18 protein-coding genes are annotated in these 19119 nt (G+C 55.4%); 15 read left to right on the top strand and 3 right to left on the bottom strand.

All coding sequences use genetic code 11. The features are described 5' to 3' along the window. The first annotated feature begins 37 nt into the window (after positions 1–37). From livH to ugpQ, 9 genes are all read left to right on the top strand, one after another. The gene (livH, locus tag AC07RN_RS19385; RefSeq protein WP_015960820.1) at positions 38–964 is read left to right on the top strand and encodes a high-affinity branched-chain amino acid ABC transporter permease LivH; all 927 of its coding nucleotides are present in this window, start codon (positions 38–40) and stop codon (positions 962–964) included. Beyond that, positions 961–2238 carry a high-affinity branched-chain amino acid ABC transporter permease LivM gene (locus AC07RN_RS19380; RefSeq protein WP_015960819.1) on the top strand — a complete coding sequence of 426 codons (1278 nt, stop codon included), beginning with the start codon at positions 961–963 and terminating at the stop codon, positions 2236–2238. The genes livH and AC07RN_RS19380 overlap by 4 nt, the downstream gene beginning before the upstream one ends. After that, positions 2235–3002, top strand: a complete 768-nt coding sequence (gene livG, locus AC07RN_RS19375; RefSeq protein WP_235134230.1) for a high-affinity branched-chain amino acid ABC transporter ATP-binding protein LivG — start codon at positions 2235–2237, stop codon at positions 3000–3002. Before AC07RN_RS19380 ends, livG begins: the two co-directional genes overlap by 4 nt. A gap of 1 nt (position 3003) precedes the next feature. Next, complete coding sequence (livF, locus tag AC07RN_RS19370) at positions 3004–3717, top strand: high-affinity branched-chain amino acid ABC transporter ATP-binding protein LivF (protein WP_133632481.1); 714 nt, start codon at positions 3004–3006, stop codon at positions 3715–3717. Between the two features lie 350 nt (positions 3718–4067). Continuing rightward, on the top strand, positions 4068–5384 hold the full coding sequence (gene ugpB, locus AC07RN_RS19365; RefSeq protein ID WP_041689549.1) for a sn-glycerol-3-phosphate ABC transporter substrate-binding protein UgpB: 1317 nt from the start codon (positions 4068–4070) through the stop codon (positions 5382–5384). Between the two features lie 281 nt (positions 5385–5665). Next, a complete protein-coding gene (gene ugpA / locus AC07RN_RS19360; RefSeq protein WP_015960815.1) occupies positions 5666–6553 on the top strand; it encodes a sn-glycerol-3-phosphate ABC transporter permease UgpA in 888 nt (295 codons plus the stop codon). Beyond that, positions 6550–7395 carry a sn-glycerol-3-phosphate ABC transporter permease UgpE gene (gene ugpE / locus AC07RN_RS19355; RefSeq protein WP_478337082.1) on the top strand — a complete coding sequence of 282 codons (846 nt, stop codon included), beginning with the start codon at positions 6550–6552 and terminating at the stop codon, positions 7393–7395. The genes ugpA and ugpE overlap by 4 nt, the downstream gene beginning before the upstream one ends. 1 nt (position 7396) lies before the next feature. Beyond that, on the top strand, positions 7397–8467 hold the full coding sequence (locus AC07RN_RS19350; RefSeq protein ID WP_478337081.1) for a sn-glycerol-3-phosphate import ATP-binding protein UgpC: 1071 nt from the start codon (positions 7397–7399) through the stop codon (positions 8465–8467). Further along, positions 8464–9213 (top strand): glycerophosphodiester phosphodiesterase, encoded by a 750-nt coding sequence (gene ugpQ, locus AC07RN_RS19345; RefSeq protein ID WP_478337080.1) that lies wholly within the window; start codon positions 8464–8466, stop codon positions 9211–9213. The genes AC07RN_RS19350 and ugpQ overlap by 4 nt, the downstream gene beginning before the upstream one ends. On the opposite strand, the gene AC07RN_RS19340 is transcribed toward ugpQ, so the two are convergent. Then, a complete protein-coding gene (locus AC07RN_RS19340) occupies positions 9194–9619 on the bottom strand; it encodes a DUF2756 family protein (protein ID WP_478337079.1) in 426 nt (141 codons plus the stop codon). The genes ugpQ and AC07RN_RS19340 overlap by 20 nt on opposite strands. Positions 9620–9741: 122 nt before the next feature. Here AC07RN_RS19340 and ggt point away from each other — a divergent pair, with 122 nt between their 5' ends. Further along, positions 9742–11487 carry a gamma-glutamyltransferase gene (ggt, locus tag AC07RN_RS19335; RefSeq protein WP_478337078.1) on the top strand — a complete coding sequence of 582 codons (1746 nt, stop codon included), beginning with the start codon at positions 9742–9744 and terminating at the stop codon, positions 11485–11487. Positions 11488–11677: 190 nt separating this feature from the next. Here ggt and yhhY read toward each other — a convergent pair whose 3' ends face one another. Beyond that, positions 11678–12166 (bottom strand): N-acetyltransferase, encoded by a 489-nt coding sequence (yhhY, locus tag AC07RN_RS19330; RefSeq protein ID WP_015960809.1) that lies wholly within the window; start codon positions 12164–12166, stop codon positions 11678–11680. A 428-nt stretch (positions 12167–12594) separates the two neighbouring features. Between yhhY and AC07RN_RS19325 the strand changes: the two genes are divergently transcribed. The 5 genes from AC07RN_RS19325 to gntU all read left to right on the top strand — a co-directional run bounded on the left by AC07RN_RS19325 (position 12595) and on the right by gntU (position 17669). Then, positions 12595–13632 carry an oxidoreductase gene (locus AC07RN_RS19325; protein WP_478337077.1) on the top strand — a complete coding sequence of 346 codons (1038 nt, stop codon included), beginning with the start codon at positions 12595–12597 and terminating at the stop codon, positions 13630–13632. 122 nt (positions 13633–13754) lie between these two features. Beyond that, complete coding sequence (locus AC07RN_RS19320; RefSeq protein WP_015960807.1) at positions 13755–14450, top strand: pirin family protein; 696 nt, start codon at positions 13755–13757, stop codon at positions 14448–14450. A 225-nt stretch (positions 14451–14675) separates the two neighbouring features. Beyond that, positions 14676–15671: a gluconate operon transcriptional repressor GntR gene (gene gntR / locus AC07RN_RS19315; RefSeq protein ID WP_133632469.1), complete on the top strand. Its 996-nt coding sequence runs from the start codon at positions 14676–14678 to the stop codon at positions 15669–15671. Between the two features lie 126 nt (positions 15672–15797). Beyond that, positions 15798–16325 carry a gluconokinase gene (gene gntK, locus AC07RN_RS19310; protein WP_015960805.1) on the top strand — a complete coding sequence of 176 codons (528 nt, stop codon included), beginning with the start codon at positions 15798–15800 and terminating at the stop codon, positions 16323–16325. A gap of 3 nt (positions 16326–16328) precedes the next feature. Then, on the top strand, positions 16329–17669 hold the full coding sequence (gene gntU / locus AC07RN_RS19305) for a gluconate transporter (protein WP_015960804.1): 1341 nt from the start codon (positions 16329–16331) through the stop codon (positions 17667–17669). 198 nt (positions 17670–17867) lie between these two features. Here gntU and AC07RN_RS19300 read toward each other — a convergent pair whose 3' ends face one another. After that, a complete protein-coding gene (locus AC07RN_RS19300) occupies positions 17868–18314 on the bottom strand; it encodes a hypothetical protein (RefSeq protein ID WP_478337076.1) in 447 nt (148 codons plus the stop codon). Positions 18315–19119 lie beyond the last annotated feature (805 nt).

Genomic DNA, 19119 nt, shown 5'->3' with positions numbered 1-19119 from the left:
GCCCGCATTTAGCGGGCGGATTTAAAAAGGTTTCCTTATGTCAGAGCAGTTTCTCTATTTCTTGCAGCAGATGTTTAACGGCGTCACGCTGGGAAGCACCTACGCGCTGATCGCCATCGGCTATACGATGGTTTACGGCATTATCGGCATGATCAACTTCGCCCACGGCGAGGTCTACATGATCGGCAGTTATGTCTCCTTTATGATCATTGCCGCACTCATGATGATGGGCATCGACAGCAGTTGGCTGCTGGTCGGCGCCGGATTTGTGGGGGCGATTGTGATTGCCAGCGCCTATGGCTGGAGTATCGAACGCGTGGCCTATCGGCCTGTACGCAGCTCCAAACGCCTGATCGCACTGATCTCCGCCATCGGGATGTCAATATTCCTGCAAAACTACGTCAGCCTGACCGAAGGCTCTCGCGACGTGGCGCTGCCTAGTCTGTTTAATGGCCAGTGGATTGTCGGCGCGAGTGAAAACTTCTCTGCCTCAATCACCACCATGCAGCTGGTTATCTGGATTGTGACCTTCCTGGCGATGCTGGCGCTGACCATTTTTATCCGTTATTCCCGCATGGGACGCGCCTGTCGTGCCTGTGCAGAAGACCTGAAAATGGCGAGCCTGCTCGGTATCAACACCGATCGCGTGATTGCGCTGACCTTTGTGATTGGCGCGGCGATGGCGGCGGTGGCGGGCGTTCTGCTTGGTCAGTTCTACGGCGTGATTAACCCATACATCGGCTTTATGGCGGGGATGAAAGCCTTTACCGCCGCCGTGCTGGGCGGGATCGGTAGCATTCCTGGCGCGATGATTGGCGGCCTGATTCTGGGTGTGGCCGAAGCGCTCTCCTCGGCGTATCTGAGTACGGAATATAAAGATGTGGTGTCGTTTGCGCTGCTGATTGGCGTGCTGCTGGTGATGCCTACCGGGATTCTGGGCCGTCCGGAGGTCGAAAAAGTATGAAACCGATGCATTTTGCGATGGCGTTGCTCTCCGCTGCCATGTTCTTTGTTCTCGCGGGCGTCTTCATGGGCGTGCAGTTAGAACTTAACGGCACCAAATTGGTGGTGGATGTCGCGTCTGATATCCGCTGGCAGTGGGTGTTTGTTGGTACCGCAGTGGTCTTTTTGTTCCAGCTGCTACGCCCGGTCTTCCAGAAAACGTTGAAAAACGTCTCTGGGCCAAAATTTGTTTTGCCTGCGATTGATGGCTCATCCGTTAAGCAGAAACTGTTCCTGATTGCACTGCTGGTCGCCGCGGTGGCCTGGCCGTTTATGGTGTCGCGCGGCACGGTAGATATCGCCACGCTGACCATGATTTATGTGATTCTGGGTCTTGGCCTGAACGTGGTGGTGGGGCTGTCTGGCCTGCTGGTGCTCGGCTACGGCGGTTTCTACGCTATCGGTGCGTACACCTTTGCGCTGCTGAACCACTATTACGGCCTCGGTTTCTGGACCTGTCTGCCGCTGGCGGGGCTGGTGTCCGCTGCCGCCGGTTTCCTGCTGGGCTTCCCGGTGCTGCGTTTGCGCGGTGACTATCTGGCGATTGTGACGCTGGGCTTCGGTGAAATCGTCCGTATCCTGCTGCTGAATAACACCGAGATCACCGGCGGTCCGAATGGCGTCAGTCAGATCCCTAAACCGACGTTCTTTGGCCTTGAGTTCAGCCGTACCGCGCGCGAAGGCGGGTGGGATACGTTCAGCAACTTCTTTGGCATCAAATACGACCCGTCCGACCGCGTGATTTGGCTCTATCTGGTGGCGCTGCTGCTGGTAGTGGTGACGCTGTTCGTGATTAACCGCCTGCTGCGGATGCCGCTGGGCCGGGCGTGGGAAGCATTGCGTGAAGACGAAATCGCCTGCCGCTCGCTGGGTCTGAACCCGACGCGCATCAAGCTGACGGCATTTACCATCAGCGCCGCGTTTGCCGGTTTTGCCGGAACGCTGTTTGCTGCGCGCCAGGGCTTTGTCAGCCCGGAATCGTTCACCTTTGCCGAGTCGGCTTTCGTGCTGGCCATCGTCGTGCTGGGCGGAATGGGCTCGCAGTTTGCGGTTATTCTCGCGGCGATTTTGCTGGTCGTTTCCCGCGAACTGATGCGTGATTTCAATGAATACAGCATGTTAATGCTGGGTGGTTTGATGGTGCTGATGATGATCTGGCGTCCGCAAGGCTTGCTGCCGATGACCCGTCCACAGCTGAAGCTGAAAAACGCTCAGGCGAAAGGAGAGCAGGCATGAGTCAGCCATTATTAACCGTGAACGGCCTGATGATGCGTTTTGGCGGCCTGCTGGCGGTCAACAACGTGTCGCTGGATTTGCATCCAAAAGAGATTGTCTCCCTGATTGGCCCGAACGGCGCAGGGAAAACCACCGTCTTTAACTGCCTGACCGGTTTTTATAAGCCGACGGGCGGGACCATCATGCTGGGCGATAAGCATCTCGAAGGCTTACCGGGCCAGCAAATTGCGCGGATGGGCGTGGTGCGTACCTTCCAGCACGTGCGTCTGTTCCGTGAGATGACGGTGATTGAAAACCTGCTGGTAGCCCAGCACCAGCAGCTCAAAACCGGCGTGTTCTCGGGCTTACTGAAAACCCCGGCTTTCCGCCGTGCGCAGGCCGACGCGCTGGATCGTGCTGCGACCTGGCTCGAGCGCATCGGCTTGCTCCAGCACGCCAACCGTCAGGCGAGCAACCTCGCTTATGGCGATCAGCGCCGTCTGGAGATTATCCGCTGCATGGTGACGCAGCCAGAAATTCTGATGCTGGATGAACCGGCCGCAGGCTTAAACCCGAAAGAGACCAAAGAGCTGGACGAGCTGATCGTTGAGCTGCGTAACCATCACGACACCACTATCCTGCTGATTGAGCACGATATGAAGCTGGTGATGGGGATCTCCGATCGTATTTACGTGGTTAACCAGGGTACGCCGCTGGCAAACGGCACGCCGGATGAAATTCGACACAACCCGGACGTGATCCGCGCCTATTTGGGTGAGGCATAAGATGGAAAAAGCGATGTTATCTTTTGACAAAGTCAGCGCCCACTACGGCAAAATTCAGGCGCTGCACGACGTGAGCTTGCACATCAATCAGGGCGAAATCGTCACCCTGATTGGCGCGAACGGCGCGGGTAAAACCACGCTGCTCGGCACCTTGTGCGGCGATCCGCGCGCCACCAGCGGGCGTATCGTCTTTGATGGAAAAGACATTACCGACTGGCAGACCGCGAAAATCATGCGCGAAGCGGTAGCGATTGTGCCGGAAGGGCGTCGTGTCTTCTCGCGAATGACGGTGGAAGAGAACCTGGCAATGGGCGGCTTCTTTGTTGAACGCGACCAATACCAGTCCCGCATGAAGTGGGTGTATGAACTCTTTCCGCGCCTGTATGAACGTCGTATTCAGCGTGCGGGCACCATGTCCGGCGGTGAACAGCAGATGCTGGCGATCGGTCGTGCGCTGATGAGCCAGCCGCGTTTGCTGCTGCTCGATGAGCCGTCGCTCGGGCTTGCGCCGATCATTATTCAGCAGATTTTCGACACTATCGAACAGCTGCGTAAAGAAGGCATGACCATCTTCCTCGTCGAGCAAAACGCCAACCAGGCGCTGAAACTCGCCGATCGCGGCTACGTGCTGGAAAACGGCCACGTGGTGCTGGAAGACACCGGCGATGCGCTGCTGGCGAACGAAGCGGTGCGCAGCGCTTATCTGGGTGGCTAGGTAAAAGCAAAAGGCAACGCAAGTTGCCTTTTTAGTGTTTTCTCCCTCTCCCTGTAGGAGAGGGCTGGGGTGAGGGCATCAGACCGCACAAGGTAAAAGCAAAAGGCAACGCACGTTGCCTTTTTAGTATTTACTCCCTCTCCCGTGGGAGAGGGTTGGGGTGAGGGCATCAGACCGCACGAAGTTATTATTCCCGCCACATTACCTTCACCGTTCCATCATCCCTCTGCCTCTTGGTTGTCACTTATTTGTAATTAAACAGTTATTTTTCTGTCATTCGAGCATGTCATGTTACCTCGCGAGCATAAAACGCGTGATATCGCGCATCCGGCACAATAAGAGAGATGACAATGACATCGTTACGACACACAGCTTTGGGTCTGGCAATCGGTCTGGCTTTTGCGACGAACGCAATGGCTGTCACATCCATTCCATTCTGGCACTCCATGGAAGGGGAACTGGGTAAAGAAGTTGACTCCCTGGCGCAGCGTTTCAACGACACCCACCCGGATTACAAAATTGTGCCGGTGTACAAAGGCAACTATGAGCAGAGCCTGAGCGCAGGCATCGCGGCGTTCCGTACCGGTAACGCACCGGCGTTGCTCCAGGTTTACGAAGTCGGCACCGCGACCATGATGGCGTCCAAAGCCATCAAACCGGTGTACGAAGTGTTCAAAGATGCGGGCATTAACTTCGATGAATCCCAGTTTGTGCCGACCGTTTCCGGCTACTACACCGATTCCAAAACCGGGCACTTGCTGTCTCAGCCGTTTAACAGCTCCACGCCGGTGCTGTATTACAACAAAGACGCCTTCAAGAAAGCCGGTTTAAACCCGGAACAACCGCCAAAAACCTGGCAGGACCTGGCGGAATACACCGCGAAGCTGAAAGCCGCAGGCATGAAGTGTGGCTACGCGAGCGGCTGGCAGGGCTGGATCCAGATTGAGAACTTCAGCGCCTGGCATGGCTTGCCAGTGGCAACCAAAAATAACGGTTTCGACGGCACTGACGCGGTTCTTGAGTTCAACAAGCCAGAGCAGGTCAAACATATCGCGCTGCTGGAAGCGCTGAACAAGAAGGGTGATTTCAGCTATTTCGGGCGTAAAGACGAATCGACCGAGAAGTTCTACAACGGCGATTGCGCAATCACGACCGCCTCTTCTGGCTCGCTGGCAGACATCCGTCATTACGCCAAATTCAACTACGGCGTGGGCATGATGCCGTACGACGCGGACGTGAAAGGCGCGCCGCAGAACGCCATCATCGGCGGGGCGAGCCTGTGGGTGATGCAGGGCAAAGATAAGGGCACTTACAAAGGCGTCGCGGAGTTCCTCGACTTCCTGGCGAAACCGGAAAATGCGGCTGAATGGCACCAGAAAACCGGTTATCTGCCGATTACCAAAGCCGCGTACGATCTGACTCGCGAGCAGGGTTTCTATGAGAAAAACCCAGGCGCTGATATTGCCACACGTCAGATGATGAACAAGCCGCCGTTGCCGTTCACCAAAGGCCTGCGTCTGGGCAATATGCCGCAGATTCGTACTATCGTGGATGAAGAGCTGGAAAGCGTGTGGACCGGTAAGAAAACCCCTCAGCAGGCGCTGGATTCTGCCGTAGAGCGTGGAAATCTGCTGCTGCGTCGCTTTGAGCAGTCAACGAAGTCTTAATCTTTTTACCCTCACCCTAACCCTCTCCCAGGGGGAGAGGGAACTGTTCTCCCACTCCCAAAGATGGGGGACTGATTCTTTCAATCCCAAAGATTGAGGAACTGTTCTCCCACTCCCAAAGATGGGGGACTGATTCTTTCAATCCCAAAGATTGAGGAACTGTTCTCTCACTCCCAAAGATGGGGGACTGATTCTTCCAATCCCAAAGATTGAGGGAATTGAATCCCCCTCTCCCTGTGGGAGAGGGCCGGGGTGAGGGCTACTTAACGCAGAGCTAATCTATGTCATCTTCCCGTCCGGTGTTCCGTTCGCGCTGGCTGCCGTATCTGCTGGTCGCACCGCAGCTGATTATCACCGTCATCTTCTTTATCTGGCCTGCGGGCGAAGCGCTGTGGTACTCGGTACAAAGCGTCGATCCCTTCGGTTTGTCCAGCCAGTTCGTGGGTCTGGATAACTTCGCCGCGCTGTGGCGCGACAGCTACTACATCGACTCCTTCTGGACGACGATAAAATTCAGCACCATGGTCACTGTCAGCGGTCTGCTGGCCTCACTGTTCTTCGCCGCACTGGTGGATTACGTGGTGCGCGGCAGTCGTCTCTATCAAACGCTCATGCTGCTACCGTACGCCGTGGCGCCTGCTGTTGCCGCCGTGCTGTGGATCTTCCTGTTTAACCCAGGACGCGGATTGATAACCCATTTCCTCGGCGAGATGGGATACGACTGGAACCATGCGCAAAACAGCGGCCAGGCGATGTTCCTGGTGGTTTTCGCGTCGGTCTGGAAGCAGATCAGCTACAACTTTTTATTCTTCTTTGCCGCGCTGCAATCCATTCCGCGATCGCTGGTCGAAGCCGCCGCGATTGACGGCGCAGGCCCGATTCGGCGCTTCTTTAAGCTGGCACTGCCGCTGATCGCCCCGGTGAGTTTTTTCCTGCTGGTGGTCAACCTGGTTTACGCCTTCTTCGATACCTTCCCGGTGATCGACGCCGCCACCGCCGGAGGGCCGGTGCAGGCCACGACGACGCTGATTTATAAAATTTACCGCGAAGGGTTTGCTGGTCTGGATCTCTCGGCGTCTGCTGCCCAGTCGGTGGTGCTGATGCTGCTGGTGATTGTGCTGACGGTGGTTCAGTTCCGCTATGTCGAAAGTAAGGTGCGCTACCAATGATTGAGAACCGTCCGGGGCTGACGATTTTCAGCCACACCATGCTGATTCTGGGGATTGTCGTCATCCTCTTCCCGCTGTACATCGCTTTTGTGGCCGCTACGTTGGACACCAAAGCCGTGTTCGAAACACCGATGACGCTGATCCCCGGAGGTCATCTATTTGAAAATATGGCGACCATCTGGACGCAGGGCGTGGGCGCGAACAGCGCACCGTTTTGGCTGATGATGCTCAACAGTTTCATCATGGCGTTTGGCATCACGGTCGGCAAAATCACGGTGTCGATGCTCTCCGCGTTCGCCATCGTCTGGTTCCGTTTTCCGCTGCGCAACCTGTTCTTCTGGATGATTTTTATCACCCTGATGCTGCCGGTTGAAGTGCGAATTTTCCCGACCGTTGAAGTGATCGCCAACCTGAAAATGCTCGACAGCTACGCGGGGTTAACGCTGCCGCTGATGGCGTCGGCAACGGCGACGTTTTTGTTCCGCCAGTTCTTTATGACGCTGCCGGACGAGCTGATTGAAGCGGCGCGCATCGACGGTGCGTCACCGATGCGCTTTTTCCGTGACATCGTGCTGCCGCTATCCAAAACCAACCTCGCGGCGCTGTTCGTGATCACCTTTATCTACGGCTGGAACCAGTATTTGTGGCCGCTGCTGATTGTGCAGGACGTCAATCTCGGCACCGCCGTGGCGGGTATCAAAGGCATGATCGCCACGGGCGAAGGCACCACTCTCTGGAATCAGGTGATGGCGGCGATGCTGCTCACCCTCATCCCTCCGGTCGTTATCGTTTTAGCCATGCAGCGCGCGTTCGTGCGTGGTTTAGTGGACAGTGAGAAATAAAATGGCGGGTTTAAAACTACAGGCAGTCACCAAAAGCTGGGATGGTAAAACCCAGGTTATTCAGCCGCTGACGCTCGACGTGGCGGACGGTGAATTTATCGTGATGGTCGGTCCGTCCGGCTGCGGCAAATCTACGCTACTGCGTATGGTTGCCGGGCTGGAACGCGTGACCAGCGGCGACATCTGGATTGACCGTCAGCGCGTGACGGAAATGGAGCCGAAAGATCGCGGTATCGCGATGGTGTTCCAGAACTACGCGCTGTATCCCCACATGAGCGTGGAAGAGAACATGGCCTGGGGGCTGAAAATTCGCGGGATGGGCAAGGGCCACATCGACGAGCGCGTCAAAGAGGCGGCGCGCATTCTGGAACTCGACGGCTTGCTGAAACGCCGTCCGCGCGAATTGTCCGGCGGGCAGCGTCAGCGCGTGGCGATGGGGCGCGCTATCGTGCGCGATCCGGCGGTTTTCCTGTTCGATGAACCGCTCTCTAACCTCGACGCCAAACTGCGCGTGCAGATGCGCCTTGAGCTACAGCATTTGCATCGTCGCCTGAAAACCACCTCGCTGTACGTCACCCACGATCAGGTCGAAGCCATGACGCTGGCGCAGCGCGTGATGGTGATGAATAAAGGCATTGCCGAGCAAATCGGTACGCCGGTTGAAGTATATGAAAAACCAGCCAGCCGCTTTGTGGCGAGCTTTATTGGCAGTCCGGCGATGAATTTGCTGGAAGGGCGGATAAGCCACGCGGGCACCCATTTCGAGCTGGAGAGCGGCATGGCGCTGCCCATCAACTGGTTTTATCGCGGTTATGCCGGGCGTAAAATGACGCTGGGTATCCGCCCGGAACATATTGCGCTAAGCTCGCAGGCGGACGGCGGCGTGCCGTTAGTGATGGACACGCTGGAGATGCTGGGGGCCGATAACCTGGCGCACGGGCGCTGGGGCGATCAAAAAATGGTGGTGCGTCTTGCCCATCAGGAACGCCCTAAAGCGGGCAGCACGCTGTGGCTGCATCTGCCCGAAAATCATCTGCACTTATTTGATGGCGAAACAGGACAACGCGTATGAGTCACTGGCCTTATCCTCACATCGTCGCCCATCGCGGCGGCGGTAAACTGGCACCGGAAAACACGCTGGCGGCGATCGACGTCGGTGCGCATTACGGGCATTTGATGATTGAGTTCGACGCCAAGCTGTCGCAAGACGGTGAAATCTTTCTGCTGCATGACGACAATCTGGAACGCACCAGTAATGGCTGGGGCGTGGCGGGAGAGTTGCCGTGGCGCGATCTGCTGAAAGTGGACGCCGGGAGCTGGTACAGCGGCAAATTCAAAGGCGAACCGCTGCCGCTGCTGGCGGAAGTGGCGGATCGCTGTCGTCAGCATGGCATGATGGCCAATATCGAAATCAAGCCGACAACCGGCAGCGGGTCGCTGACGGGCAAAGTGATTGCGCTGGCGGCGCGTGAAATGTGGGAAGGCATGACCGCGCCACTGCTGTCGTCGTTTCAAATCGACGCGCTGGAAGCGGCGCAAGCGGCCGCACCTGAACTGCCGCGCGGTTTGCTGCTGGATGAATGGCGTGACGACTGGCAGGCATTGACCACGCGTTTAGGCTGCGTGTCGATTCATCTGAATCACAAACTCCTGGATGAGGCGCGCGTAAAAATGCTGAAAGACGCCGGATTACACATTCTGGTTTATACCGTCAATAAACCCCAGCGCGCGGCAGAGCTGCTGCGCTGGGGCGTTGACTGTATCTGTACCGATGCCATCGACGTGATTGGGCCAGACTTTAATTCAGCGGTGGAGTAAGTAAATCCCCGTTCTGACGCTGCGGCAGCATGTGCTGTTGCTGCGGCGCAACCCCTCCGTTGTCACCCCCCAGAAGCGTGCCAGAACTCTGACGCGGCGTGCTGTTGAGCATCCCGCCGTTGGTGTTCTGCAACGGTTGCTCACGCATCTGACCCTGCTGGATTCGCTGGGTATTGGTGTTCATCTGCGTCTGCAGATGCTGCTGCTGAAGCTGCGTTTGGGTCCTCAACTGCTGATTGAGCATCCCTTTTTGCTGTTGCTGTTGGTTCATCATTTCAGTCTGCATCCGCTGCTGACTCGGAATGACATAACCCGGCTGATTGGGGTTATTCATCGTATTCAGTGGCTGTGGCTGTGCCAACGCAGCAAACGGGAGCAGCGCCGTAATAATCAATAGTCGTTTCATTATCATTTCCTCCCTCTGAGGCTTCTCTTAAGTTTATCTCGATTCTGTCACCACGATGATTTTTTAGGAGTTGTGAACCAGGCTTAAACGGGAATATGGATCCCATCACCTGGAGAATAACAATGATAAAACCAACGTTTATGCGCTGGGTAGCGATTGCTGCGCTAATGGCTGGCGGGACGTTTACCGTGGCGGCCAACCCTCCTGCCGCGCCGCCTGTCTCCTATGGCGTCGAAGAAGATGTTTTTCATCCCGTTCGCGCGAAGCAGGGCATGGTGGCGTCGGTTGACGCGATGGCAACCCACGTGGGCGTGGACATTCTCAAGCAGGGCGGTAATGCGGTGGATGCCGCGGTTGCCGTGGGTTATGCGCTGGCGGTGACCCATCCGCAGGCGGGGAATCTGGGCGGCGGCGGGTTTATGATGCTGCGCACCAAAGACGGGAAAACGACGGCGATCGACTTCCGTGAAATGGCGCCGAATCAGGCTTCCCGCGATATGTTCCTCGACGATCAGGGCAACCCGGACAGTAAAAAGTCCCTCACCTTACATCTGGCAACCGGTACGCCGGGCACGGTGGCGGGCTTCTCGCTCGCGCTGGACAAATACGGCACGATGCCGCTGAACAAAGTGGTGCAGCCTGCGATCAAGCTGGCGCGCGACGGTTTTGTAGTGAACGACGCGCTGGCGGACGATCTCAAAACCTACGGCAGTGAAGTCATCCCTAATCATGAAAACAGCAAAGCGATTTTCTGGAAAGACGGCGAGCCGCTGAAAAAGGGCGACAAGCTGGTGCAGAAAAATCTGGCGAAAAGCCTGGAGCTGATTGCTGAAAACGGCCCTGACGCGTTCTATAAAGGGGCGATTGCCGACCAAATCGCGCAAGAGATGCAAAAGAACGGCGGGCTTATCACCAAAGCGGATTTGGCGGAATACAAAGCGATCGAGCGTGAGCCAATCAGCGGCGATTATCGCGGGTATCAGGTGTACTCAATGCCACCGCCATCTTCCGGTGGGATCCATATCGTGCAGATCCTCAATATTCTTGAAAACTTCGATATGCACAAATTCGGTTTTGGTAGTGCCGATACGATGCAGGTGATGGCCGAGGCGGAAAAATATGCTTACGCGGATCGCTCGGAATATCTGGGCGATCCAGATTTCGTTAAAGTGCCGTGGCAGGCGTTGACCAACAAAGCCTATGCCAAATCGCTAGCGGATCAGATTGATATCAACAAGGCGAAACCGTCGAGCCAGATTCGTCCCGGCAAGCTGGCCCCGTACGAAAGCAATCAAACCACCCACTTCTCGGTAGTGGATAAAGACGGCAACGCGGTGGCGGTAACCTACACGCTCAATACTATTTTTGGTACCGGGATTGTGGCGGGTAATAGCGGTATTTTGCTGAACAACGAGATGGATGATTTCTCGGCCAAACCGGGTGTGCCGAACGTTTACGGGCTGGTGGGCGGCGACGCCAATGCGGTTGGGCCGAAGAAACGTCCGCTGTCGTCGATGTCCCCGACGATTGTGGTGAAGGATGGCAAAACCTGGCTGGTAACCGGCAGCCCTGGCGGCAGTCGTATTATCACGACCGTGCTGCAAATGGTGGTGAACAGCATTGATTTTGGTATGAACGTGGCGGAAGCAACTAACGCACCGCGTTTCCATCATCAGTGGTTACCGGACGAACTGCGCGTGGAGAAAGGCTTTAGCCCGGATACCTTAAAACTGCTGGAACAGCGCGGGCAGAAAATTGCGGTGAAAGAGGCGATGGGCAGCACCCAGAGCATTATGGTTGGGCCGGACGGCACGCTGTTTGGGGCATCCGATCCGCGCACCGTCGATGATTTAACGGAAGGGTACTGATATTTCCCCTCACCCCGTTCCTCTTCCCATCGGGGTGAGGGGAAAAGCCGCACGGAGCAGGTCTCTAATTCGATAATGGTGATAGGAAAAACAGCACGGAACAGTTCTCTGACTCGATAATGGCGACAGGAAAGACAGCGCCAAACAGTTCCCTCTCCCTATGGGAGAGGGGTAGGGTGAGGGCATCAGACTACTTCAGTCGCGCCATATAATACGCATCGACATACTCGCCGTTGCGCAGCGCAAACTGCTTGCCGGTGCCTTCAATTTCAAAGCCATATTTGCGGTACAGCGCCAGCGCAGCAGGGTTATCTGAATACACCGTCAATTCAATACGTTCGATGCGCAGCCAGTTGTCGCAAAGAGTGATCATCTCACGCATTAACGCACTGCCCACGCCGCGCCCTTGCGCATCCGCCGCCACGCTGATGCCAAAGGTCGCCACATGGCTGCGCCTTGGGTTGGCTTCAACCTGTAGCGCCAGATCGCCGACGATTTTCTCATCAATGCAGGCGACAAGACGTCTTTGTCCAGGCTTAACCATCAGGCGCTCTTGCCACATTTCGAGAGAAGGATGAGGTAGTTGTAGCGTGTCATGATACACCCCCGGATGCATGTAATTCTGGCGTAAGGCCGCGGCATCATTCGGTTCAGCGTGGCGTATCACAATCTCACTCATTCCTTCGTCCTCTGTTAGTTAGGTGTCTCAATTAACATCAGTGACTTTGAAATTTGAGTCAACTCACTTTTTTGCAAAAAGTATTGGACAAGTGCGAATGAGAATGATTATTATTGTCTCGCGTTCAGGAAGACCTCTACGGAAACCTGAAAGCACGACATTGCTCACATTGCTTCCAGTATTACTTTAGCCAGCTTAACGCTGGCTTTTTTTTTTATCCTGTTTCAGCCTGGCTTACTTGCCATTTTGCCCCCGGGAAGTGCTCGCAATCCTCACGTACATTAAGTACGCTCCGGTTGCTGCGCGCTTGCCGTGAGCAAACCGCCTGCGACGCCGACGGCCGATGCGCGAGCATGAACGCTGAACGCTGGGGTGAACATCAAAATTGCGCTATGGTGGGGAACAGCAACCTTAAAAAGGACTGGACCATGACCCTAGATTGCGCATTTATTGGATTCGGCAAAAGCACCACCCGTTATCACCTGCCGTATGTTCTCAACCGTAAAAACAGCTGGCATGTGGCGCATATATACCGCCGCAGCGCAAAGCCGGAAGAGCAGGCTCCGCAGTATTCCCATATTCATTTCACCAGCGACCTGGATGAAGTACTGGGCGATCCGCAGGTCAAACTGGTGATCGTCTGCACGCACGCCGACAGCCACTTTGATTACGCGAAACGCGCGCTGGAAGCGGGCAAAAACGTGCTGGTGGAAAAGCCCTTTACCCCAACAATAGCTGAAGCTAAAGCGCTGTTCGCCCTGGCGAAAAGCAAAGGGCTGACCGTGACGCCGTACCAGAACCGCCGCTTTGATTCTTGCTTCCTGACGGCGAAAAAAGCGATTGAGAGCGGAAAGTTGGGGGAGATTGTTGAAGTCGAAAGTCATTTTGATTACTTCCGCCCGATTGCTGAAACCAAACCTGGCCTGCCGCAGGACGGTTCGTTTTACGGCCTTGGCGTGCATACCATGGACCAGATTATTTCTCTGTTTGGCCGCCCGGATCATGTGGCGTACGACATCCGTAGCCTGCGTAATAAAGCCAACCCCGACGACACCTTCGAGGCGCAGCTGTTTTATGGCGATTTAAAAGCGATCGTCAAAACCAGCCATCTGGTGAAAATCGACTATCCAAAATTCATCGTTCACGGCACCAAAGGCTCGTTTATCAAATACGGCATCGACCAGCAGGAAACCAGCCTGAAAGCCAATATCATGCCCGGCGAAACCGGTTTTGCGGCGGATGATTCCATCGGTATTCTGGAGTACGTCAATGCCGACGGCGTGACGGTCAAAGAAGAGATCGCACCGGAAATTGGCGACTATGGCCGCGTCTATGATGCGCTGTTTGAAACCCTCACCCACGGCACGCCAAATTACGTCAAGGAAACTGAAGTTCTGACTAATCTGGAAATCCTTGAACGCGCCTTTGAGCAGGCTTCTCCTGCTACGGTAACCCTCGCGAAATAAGCAAAAATGGCTCCTCTGGACTTGTTCACAATTTTTGAACAGAGGAGTCAATTTTCACCCACTATCATCCCGGAGCGAATGCGTCCACACTTATCCCATCGAAACGAACTGGGGTGAAAACAATGATCTTCTTACGCAAAGCTAACGAACGTGGTCACGCAAATCATGGCTGGCTGGACTCATGGCATACCTTCTCGTTTGCTGACTATTACGACCCGAATTTTATGGGCTTCTCGGCACTGCGCGTGATTAACGATGACGTGATTGATGCAGGCCAGGGCTTTGGTACTCATCCGCATAAAGACATGGAAATCCTGACCTACGTGCTCGAAGGTGCCGTGGCGCACAAAGACAGCATGGGTAACGAAGAGCAGGTTCCGGCGGGTGAATTCCAGATCATGAGCGCAGGTACCGGTGTTCGTCACTCGGAGTACAACCCGAGCAAAACGGAAAAACTGCACCTGTATCAAATCTGGATCATTCCAGAAGAAACTGGCATCAAGCCGCGCTACGAGCAGCGTCGCTTTGATGCAGAGCAGGGCAAACAGCTGGTGCTCTCTCCGGATGCTCGTGATGGCTCGCTGAAAGTGCATCAGGATATGGAACTGTATCGCTGGGCACTGGCGAAAAACGAACAGTCCGTACACCAGATTGCCGCGGACCGCCGCGTGTGGATCCAGGTTGTAAAAGGTGAGGTGAGCATTAACGGCACCAAAGCCACCACGGCCGATGGTCTGGCGATTTGGGATGAGCAGGCACTGTCCGTTCATGCCGACAGTGAAAGTGAAATTCTGCTGTTCGATCTGCCTCCAGTCTAAATACACGTCATCCTAAAAGCCGCATCTTCGTTGGCTTTCCTCGCAAACCCCGGTCACGTACTTATGTACGCTCCCGGGGATTTGCTGCGTCGCCGCCTCGATGCAACTTGGATGATTTAGTGTATTTATTTTGATAAAAGCCCAACCTTCCCCATTTGTCAGGGGAAGGTTGGGCTTTGTCCGTGATAAACTGAGAAAATCTCTCACTCAAGATTTCTCAGGACGATGAAAAAGAAAAGACCCGTACTTCAGGATGTGGCCGATCGCGTCGGTGTGACCAAAATGACGGTCAGCCGCTTTTTGCGTAACCCGGAACAAGTTTCGCTGGCGTTGCGTGGCAAGATTGCCGCTGCTCTCGATGAACTGGGTTATATCCCCAACCGCGCCCCCGATATTCTTTCTAACTCCACCAGTCGCGCGGTCGGTGTTCTGCTTCCTTCCCTGACCAACCAGGTTTTCGCCGAAGTGCTGCGCGGTATCGAAAGCGTCACCGATGCTTACGGCTATCAAACCATGCTCGCGCACTATGGGTACAAACCGGAACTGGAAGAAGAACGTCTTGAATCCATGCTTTCCTGGAACATTGACGGTCTGATTTTAACGGAACGAACTCACACCCCTCGCACGCTCAAAATGATTGAAGTCGCCGGTATTCCGGTCGTTGAGCTGATGGACAGCCAGTCCCCGTGTCTGGATATCGCCGTCGGATTCGACAACTTTGAGGCCGCCCGCCAGATGACCGCCGCCATACTTGCGCGTGGGCATCGCCACGTTGCCTATCTTGGCGCACGTCTGGATGAACGTACTATCATCAAACAGAAGGGCTACGAGCAGGCAATGCTCGACGCGAACTTAACGCCGTACAGCGTGATGGTGGAGCAATCGTCTTCCTATTCGTCCGGCATTGAGCTGATGCGTCAGGCGCGTCGCGAGTATCCGCAGCTCGATGGCATCTTCTGTACCAACGATGACCTGGCGGTTGGCGCTGCGTTTGAATGCCAGCGTCTGGGGCTGAAAATCCCTGACGACATCGCGATTGCCGGTTTCCACGGCCACGATATCGGCCAGGTGATGGAGCCGCGACTGGCGAGCGTCCTGACGCCGCGTGAACGCATGGGCCGCATCGGTGCGGAACGCCTGCTGGCGCGCATTCGGGGAGAAGTGGTGACGCCGAAAATGTTAGATTTAGGTTTCACCTTGTCACCAGGTGGATCAATTTAGTCTGACAAGTTTGAACTAGCTCACACTTATTCACTTCGCGCACGTTTGGATATTGCTTCTCTTTTGCCCCAGCAGGACAATGTTACCGATAACTGTTACCCGTAACAATTGACTGAGGGACTCCCTTTGAGCACGACGAATCTCGATCACCACGTTTACGTCCTGATGGGCGTTTCCGGTAGCGGTAAATCTGCCGTTGCCAGCGAAGTGGCGCATCAACTTCAGGCCGCATTTCTTGATGGCGACTTCCTTCATCCGCGCAGCAACATCACCAAAATGGCCGCTGGCGAACCGCTGAACGATGATGACCGCAAGCCATGGTTGCAGGCGCTGAATGACGCCGCGTTTGCCATGCAGCGCACCAATAAAGTGTCGTTGATCGTCTGTTCCGCGCTGAAAAAGACCTACCGTGACCTGCTGCGTGACGGCAATCCGAATCTCTCTTTCATCTATCTGAAAGGCGATTTCGAGGTGATTGAAAGCCGTCTGAAAGCGCGTAAAGGCCACTTCTTCAAAACCCAGATGCTGGTCACTCAGTTTGACGCGTTGCAGGAACCGGGCGCGGACGAAGCGGATGTACTGATTGTGGATATCGATCAGCCGCTGGACGGTGTTGTTGCCAGCACCATCGAGGTCATTACTAAAAGGCAGTAAGTTTTGAGTACATTAACGTTAGTTTTGACAGCAGTCGGCTCCGTTTTGCTGCTGCTGTTTTTAGTAATGAAAGCGCGTATGCACGCCTTTGTTGCTTTGATGGTGGTTTCTATTGGCGCAGGTCTCTTTTCTGGAATGCCGCTCGACAAAATCGCAGCGACCATGGAAAAAGGGATGGGAGGCACGCTGGGTTTCCTGGCAATTGTGGTCGCGCTCGGCGCGATGTTTGGCAAGATTTTGCATGAAACGGGCGCGGTCGATCAGATTGCGGTCAAGATGCTCAAATCCTTCGGTCACAGCCGCGCGCATTATGCGATTGGTCTGGCCGGTCTGATTTGCGCGCTGCCGCTGTTCTTTGAAGTGGCCGTGGTGCTGCTGATTAGCGTGGCGTTCTCGATGGCGCGTCATACCGGAACCAACCTCGTGAAGCTGGTGATCCCGCTGTTTGCGGGCGTTGCGGCCGCGGCGGCGTTCCTGCTGCCAGGGCCTGCGCCGATGCTCCTGGCGTCCCAGATGCACGCTGATTTTGGCTGGATGATCCTGATTGGTCTGTGCGCCGCAATTCCGGGGATGATTATCGCCGGGCCGCTGTGGGGCAATTTCATCAGTCGCTACGTTGAGTTGCACATCCCTGACGACATCACCGAGCCGCACCTTGGCGAAGGCAAAATGCCTTCCTTCGGGTTTAGCCTGGCGCTGATCCTGCTGCCGCTGGTGTTGGTCGGTCTGAAAACCATCGCCGCACGCTTTGTGCCGGTCGGTTCCAGCACCTACGAATGGTTCGAGTTTATTGGCCATCCGTTTACCGCGATCCTGGTGGCGTGTCTGGTGGCGATTTACGGCCTGGCGATACGTCAGGGCATGCCGAAAGACAGAGTCATGGAGATTTGCGGTGCTGCGCTACAGCCAGCGGGTATCATTTTGTTGGTGATCGGTGCAGGCGGCGTGTTCAAGCAGGTGCTGGTAGATTCCGGTGTGGGTCCCGCACTGGGCGAAGCGCTGACCGGGATGGGCTTGCCGATCGCCGTGACGTGCTTCGTGCTGGCGGCCGCGGTGCGCATTATCCAGGGCTCCGCAACCGTGGCGTGTCTGACTGCTGTGGGCCTGGTGATGCCAGTGATTGAACAGCTGAACTACTCCGGCGCGCAGATGGCAGCACTGTCTATCTGTATCGCGGGCGGTTCGATTGTGGTCTCCCACGTCAACGACGCCGGTTTCTGGCTGTTCGGTAAATTTACCGGCGCGACCGAAGCGCAAACCCTGAAAACCTGGACGCTGATGGAAACCATCCTCGGCACAACAGGTGCGATTGTCGGGATGATTGCGTTTACGCTGTTGAGCTAGACAAGGTGAAAGCAAAAGGCAACGTCAGTTGCCTTTTTAAATTTCTCGCCCTCTCCCTGTGGCAGAGGGCTAAGGTGAGGGCATCAGGCCGCACAAGCTCAAAGTAAAACGACAACAACAGTTGTCGTTTTTAATGTGTCCTCCCTCTCCTGTGGGAGAGAGCAGGGGTGAGGGCATCAAACCGCAAAATCCCTCTTTTTACATCAGCACCACACCCTCGTCAGTGCGCAACCAGCGCGGCGCTTTTAGCGTATCGCTGTAAAACCCGACCAAATCCTGCAGCAAATCTCCCGCCACTCTTTCGTCACTTTCCGATAGCGAACGAGTCAACAGCAGTTGCGTTAACAGCTGGCAATACCGTCCCAGTTGATCCACTTCCGGCTCGAAGACTGGCACGTCCAGCGGCAGATCATCGACCGTCAGGCTCGCTTTTAAATGTTCAGGCACTGGTTCCAGCAGCGTTGGCTGAAGCAGGTCGAGGCAGGCTGAGAGCCGTCCGCACAACGCCATTTTTTGTGTCGGGTCTTCGCATTCAACCAGCACGTCGACAAACCGCTCGCAGTTGTCGGCCAGCTCGGTGAAATCGGTGTTGCTATCGAATGGAACGGTAAATAAAGAATGAGAATAGCTAAGGGTCTTTGTCATATGACAGCCTCCAAAGAGTTGTTTTTATCCACCACTGGAGAGGCTAATCTCGCTGGCGGTGGAACCGAGCAGGGTTAGCCTTACCGGCCTCTTCGGATACCGGCGCGTCTTGCGACGCCCCCGCTCGGCCCACCATTGGAGTGTAGCTAAGCGCGCGACACAAAAGTGCTTGTGTCACCGAAGAAGTAGTTCAGGAGGCTAATCCCGACGCCTGATTTTGCAGGCGTGGCGAGAAGATACTGCTTTGCTGATTGGCTGGCAAGAGAGGCTCTGGAAAGCGGCTCGCAGAAACTGAAATTAAACTTCAGCAATGGAGACAGTAAGTTAAGCATTATCTGGCAGCGACGATCTGGTCCGGCTGTAAATCGCTGAGTCGTTGACTGAAGGCCAGGGCGACGCGCATGGATGCGCGGCGAGGGCGCATTTACAGGGACGTTGCAGCGCCCGTCCCCGATGGCTGTAAGGAATAAGACGAAGGTATCGCGAAGCGGCGATTTTCTTGCCGGGAGCCGGGATTGTTAAGGGAGCGGCGATAGCCCCCTTAACACGTTCACCGGTTATGGTATTAACAGAGGAACTGAGTTCGTAAGGTGAACGGAACAGGGTTCGGAGTCGCATGTTCCGCTCGGCTACGGGGTTAGGGTACTCTGATCGTGCGGGCTGATGCCCTCACCCCAACCCTCTCCCACTGTACGGTCCGGGGACATCATGAACACTTGTTCGGGGACATGGTAGACACTTACAACTAAGGCATACGAACCCCTTTTCCGGAGTCGCTTATGCCGTGGGATGCGAGAGATACCAT

The organism is Lelliottia sp. GFLA7 (genome assembly GCF_056490165.1).
This window is presented reverse-complemented; position numbering and strand designations above follow the sequence as displayed.

What these genes read in the sequence shown, in the direction of transcription:
- AC07RN_RS19340 (WP_478337079.1), bottom strand. Translation starts at nt 9,619, where the DNA reads ATGAAACGACTATTGATTATTACGGCGCTGCTCCCGTTTGCTGCGTTG.
- yhhY (WP_015960809.1), bottom strand. Translation starts at nt 12,166, where the DNA reads ATGAGTGAGATTGTGATACGCCACGCTGAACCGAATGATGCCGCGGCC.
- livG (WP_235134230.1), top strand. Translation starts at nt 2,235, where the DNA reads ATGAGTCAGCCATTATTAACCGTGAACGGCCTGATGATGCGTTTTGGC.
- livH (WP_015960820.1), top strand. Translation starts at nt 38, where the DNA reads ATGTCAGAGCAGTTTCTCTATTTCTTGCAGCAGATGTTTAACGGCGTC.
- ggt (WP_478337078.1), top strand. Translation starts at nt 9,742, where the DNA reads ATGATAAAACCAACGTTTATGCGCTGGGTAGCGATTGCTGCGCTAATG.
- livF (WP_133632481.1), top strand. Translation starts at nt 3,004, where the DNA reads ATGGAAAAAGCGATGTTATCTTTTGACAAAGTCAGCGCCCACTACGGC.
- AC07RN_RS19320 (WP_015960807.1), top strand. Translation starts at nt 13,755, where the DNA reads ATGATCTTCTTACGCAAAGCTAACGAACGTGGTCACGCAAATCATGGC.
- gntR (WP_133632469.1), top strand. Translation starts at nt 14,676, where the DNA reads ATGAAAAAGAAAAGACCCGTACTTCAGGATGTGGCCGATCGCGTCGGT.
- ugpQ (WP_478337080.1), top strand. Translation starts at nt 8,464, where the DNA reads ATGAGTCACTGGCCTTATCCTCACATCGTCGCCCATCGCGGCGGCGGT.
- AC07RN_RS19350 (WP_478337081.1), top strand. Translation starts at nt 7,397, where the DNA reads ATGGCGGGTTTAAAACTACAGGCAGTCACCAAAAGCTGGGATGGTAAA.
- AC07RN_RS19325 (WP_478337077.1), top strand. Translation starts at nt 12,595, where the DNA reads ATGACCCTAGATTGCGCATTTATTGGATTCGGCAAAAGCACCACCCGT.
- ugpE (WP_478337082.1), top strand. Translation starts at nt 6,550, where the DNA reads ATGATTGAGAACCGTCCGGGGCTGACGATTTTCAGCCACACCATGCTG.
- AC07RN_RS19300 (WP_478337076.1), bottom strand. Translation starts at nt 18,314, where the DNA reads ATGACAAAGACCCTTAGCTATTCTCATTCTTTATTTACCGTTCCATTC.
- ugpB (WP_041689549.1), top strand. Translation starts at nt 4,068, where the DNA reads ATGACATCGTTACGACACACAGCTTTGGGTCTGGCAATCGGTCTGGCT.
- AC07RN_RS19380 (WP_015960819.1), top strand. Translation starts at nt 961, where the DNA reads ATGAAACCGATGCATTTTGCGATGGCGTTGCTCTCCGCTGCCATGTTC.
- ugpA (WP_015960815.1), top strand. Translation starts at nt 5,666, where the DNA reads ATGTCATCTTCCCGTCCGGTGTTCCGTTCGCGCTGGCTGCCGTATCTG.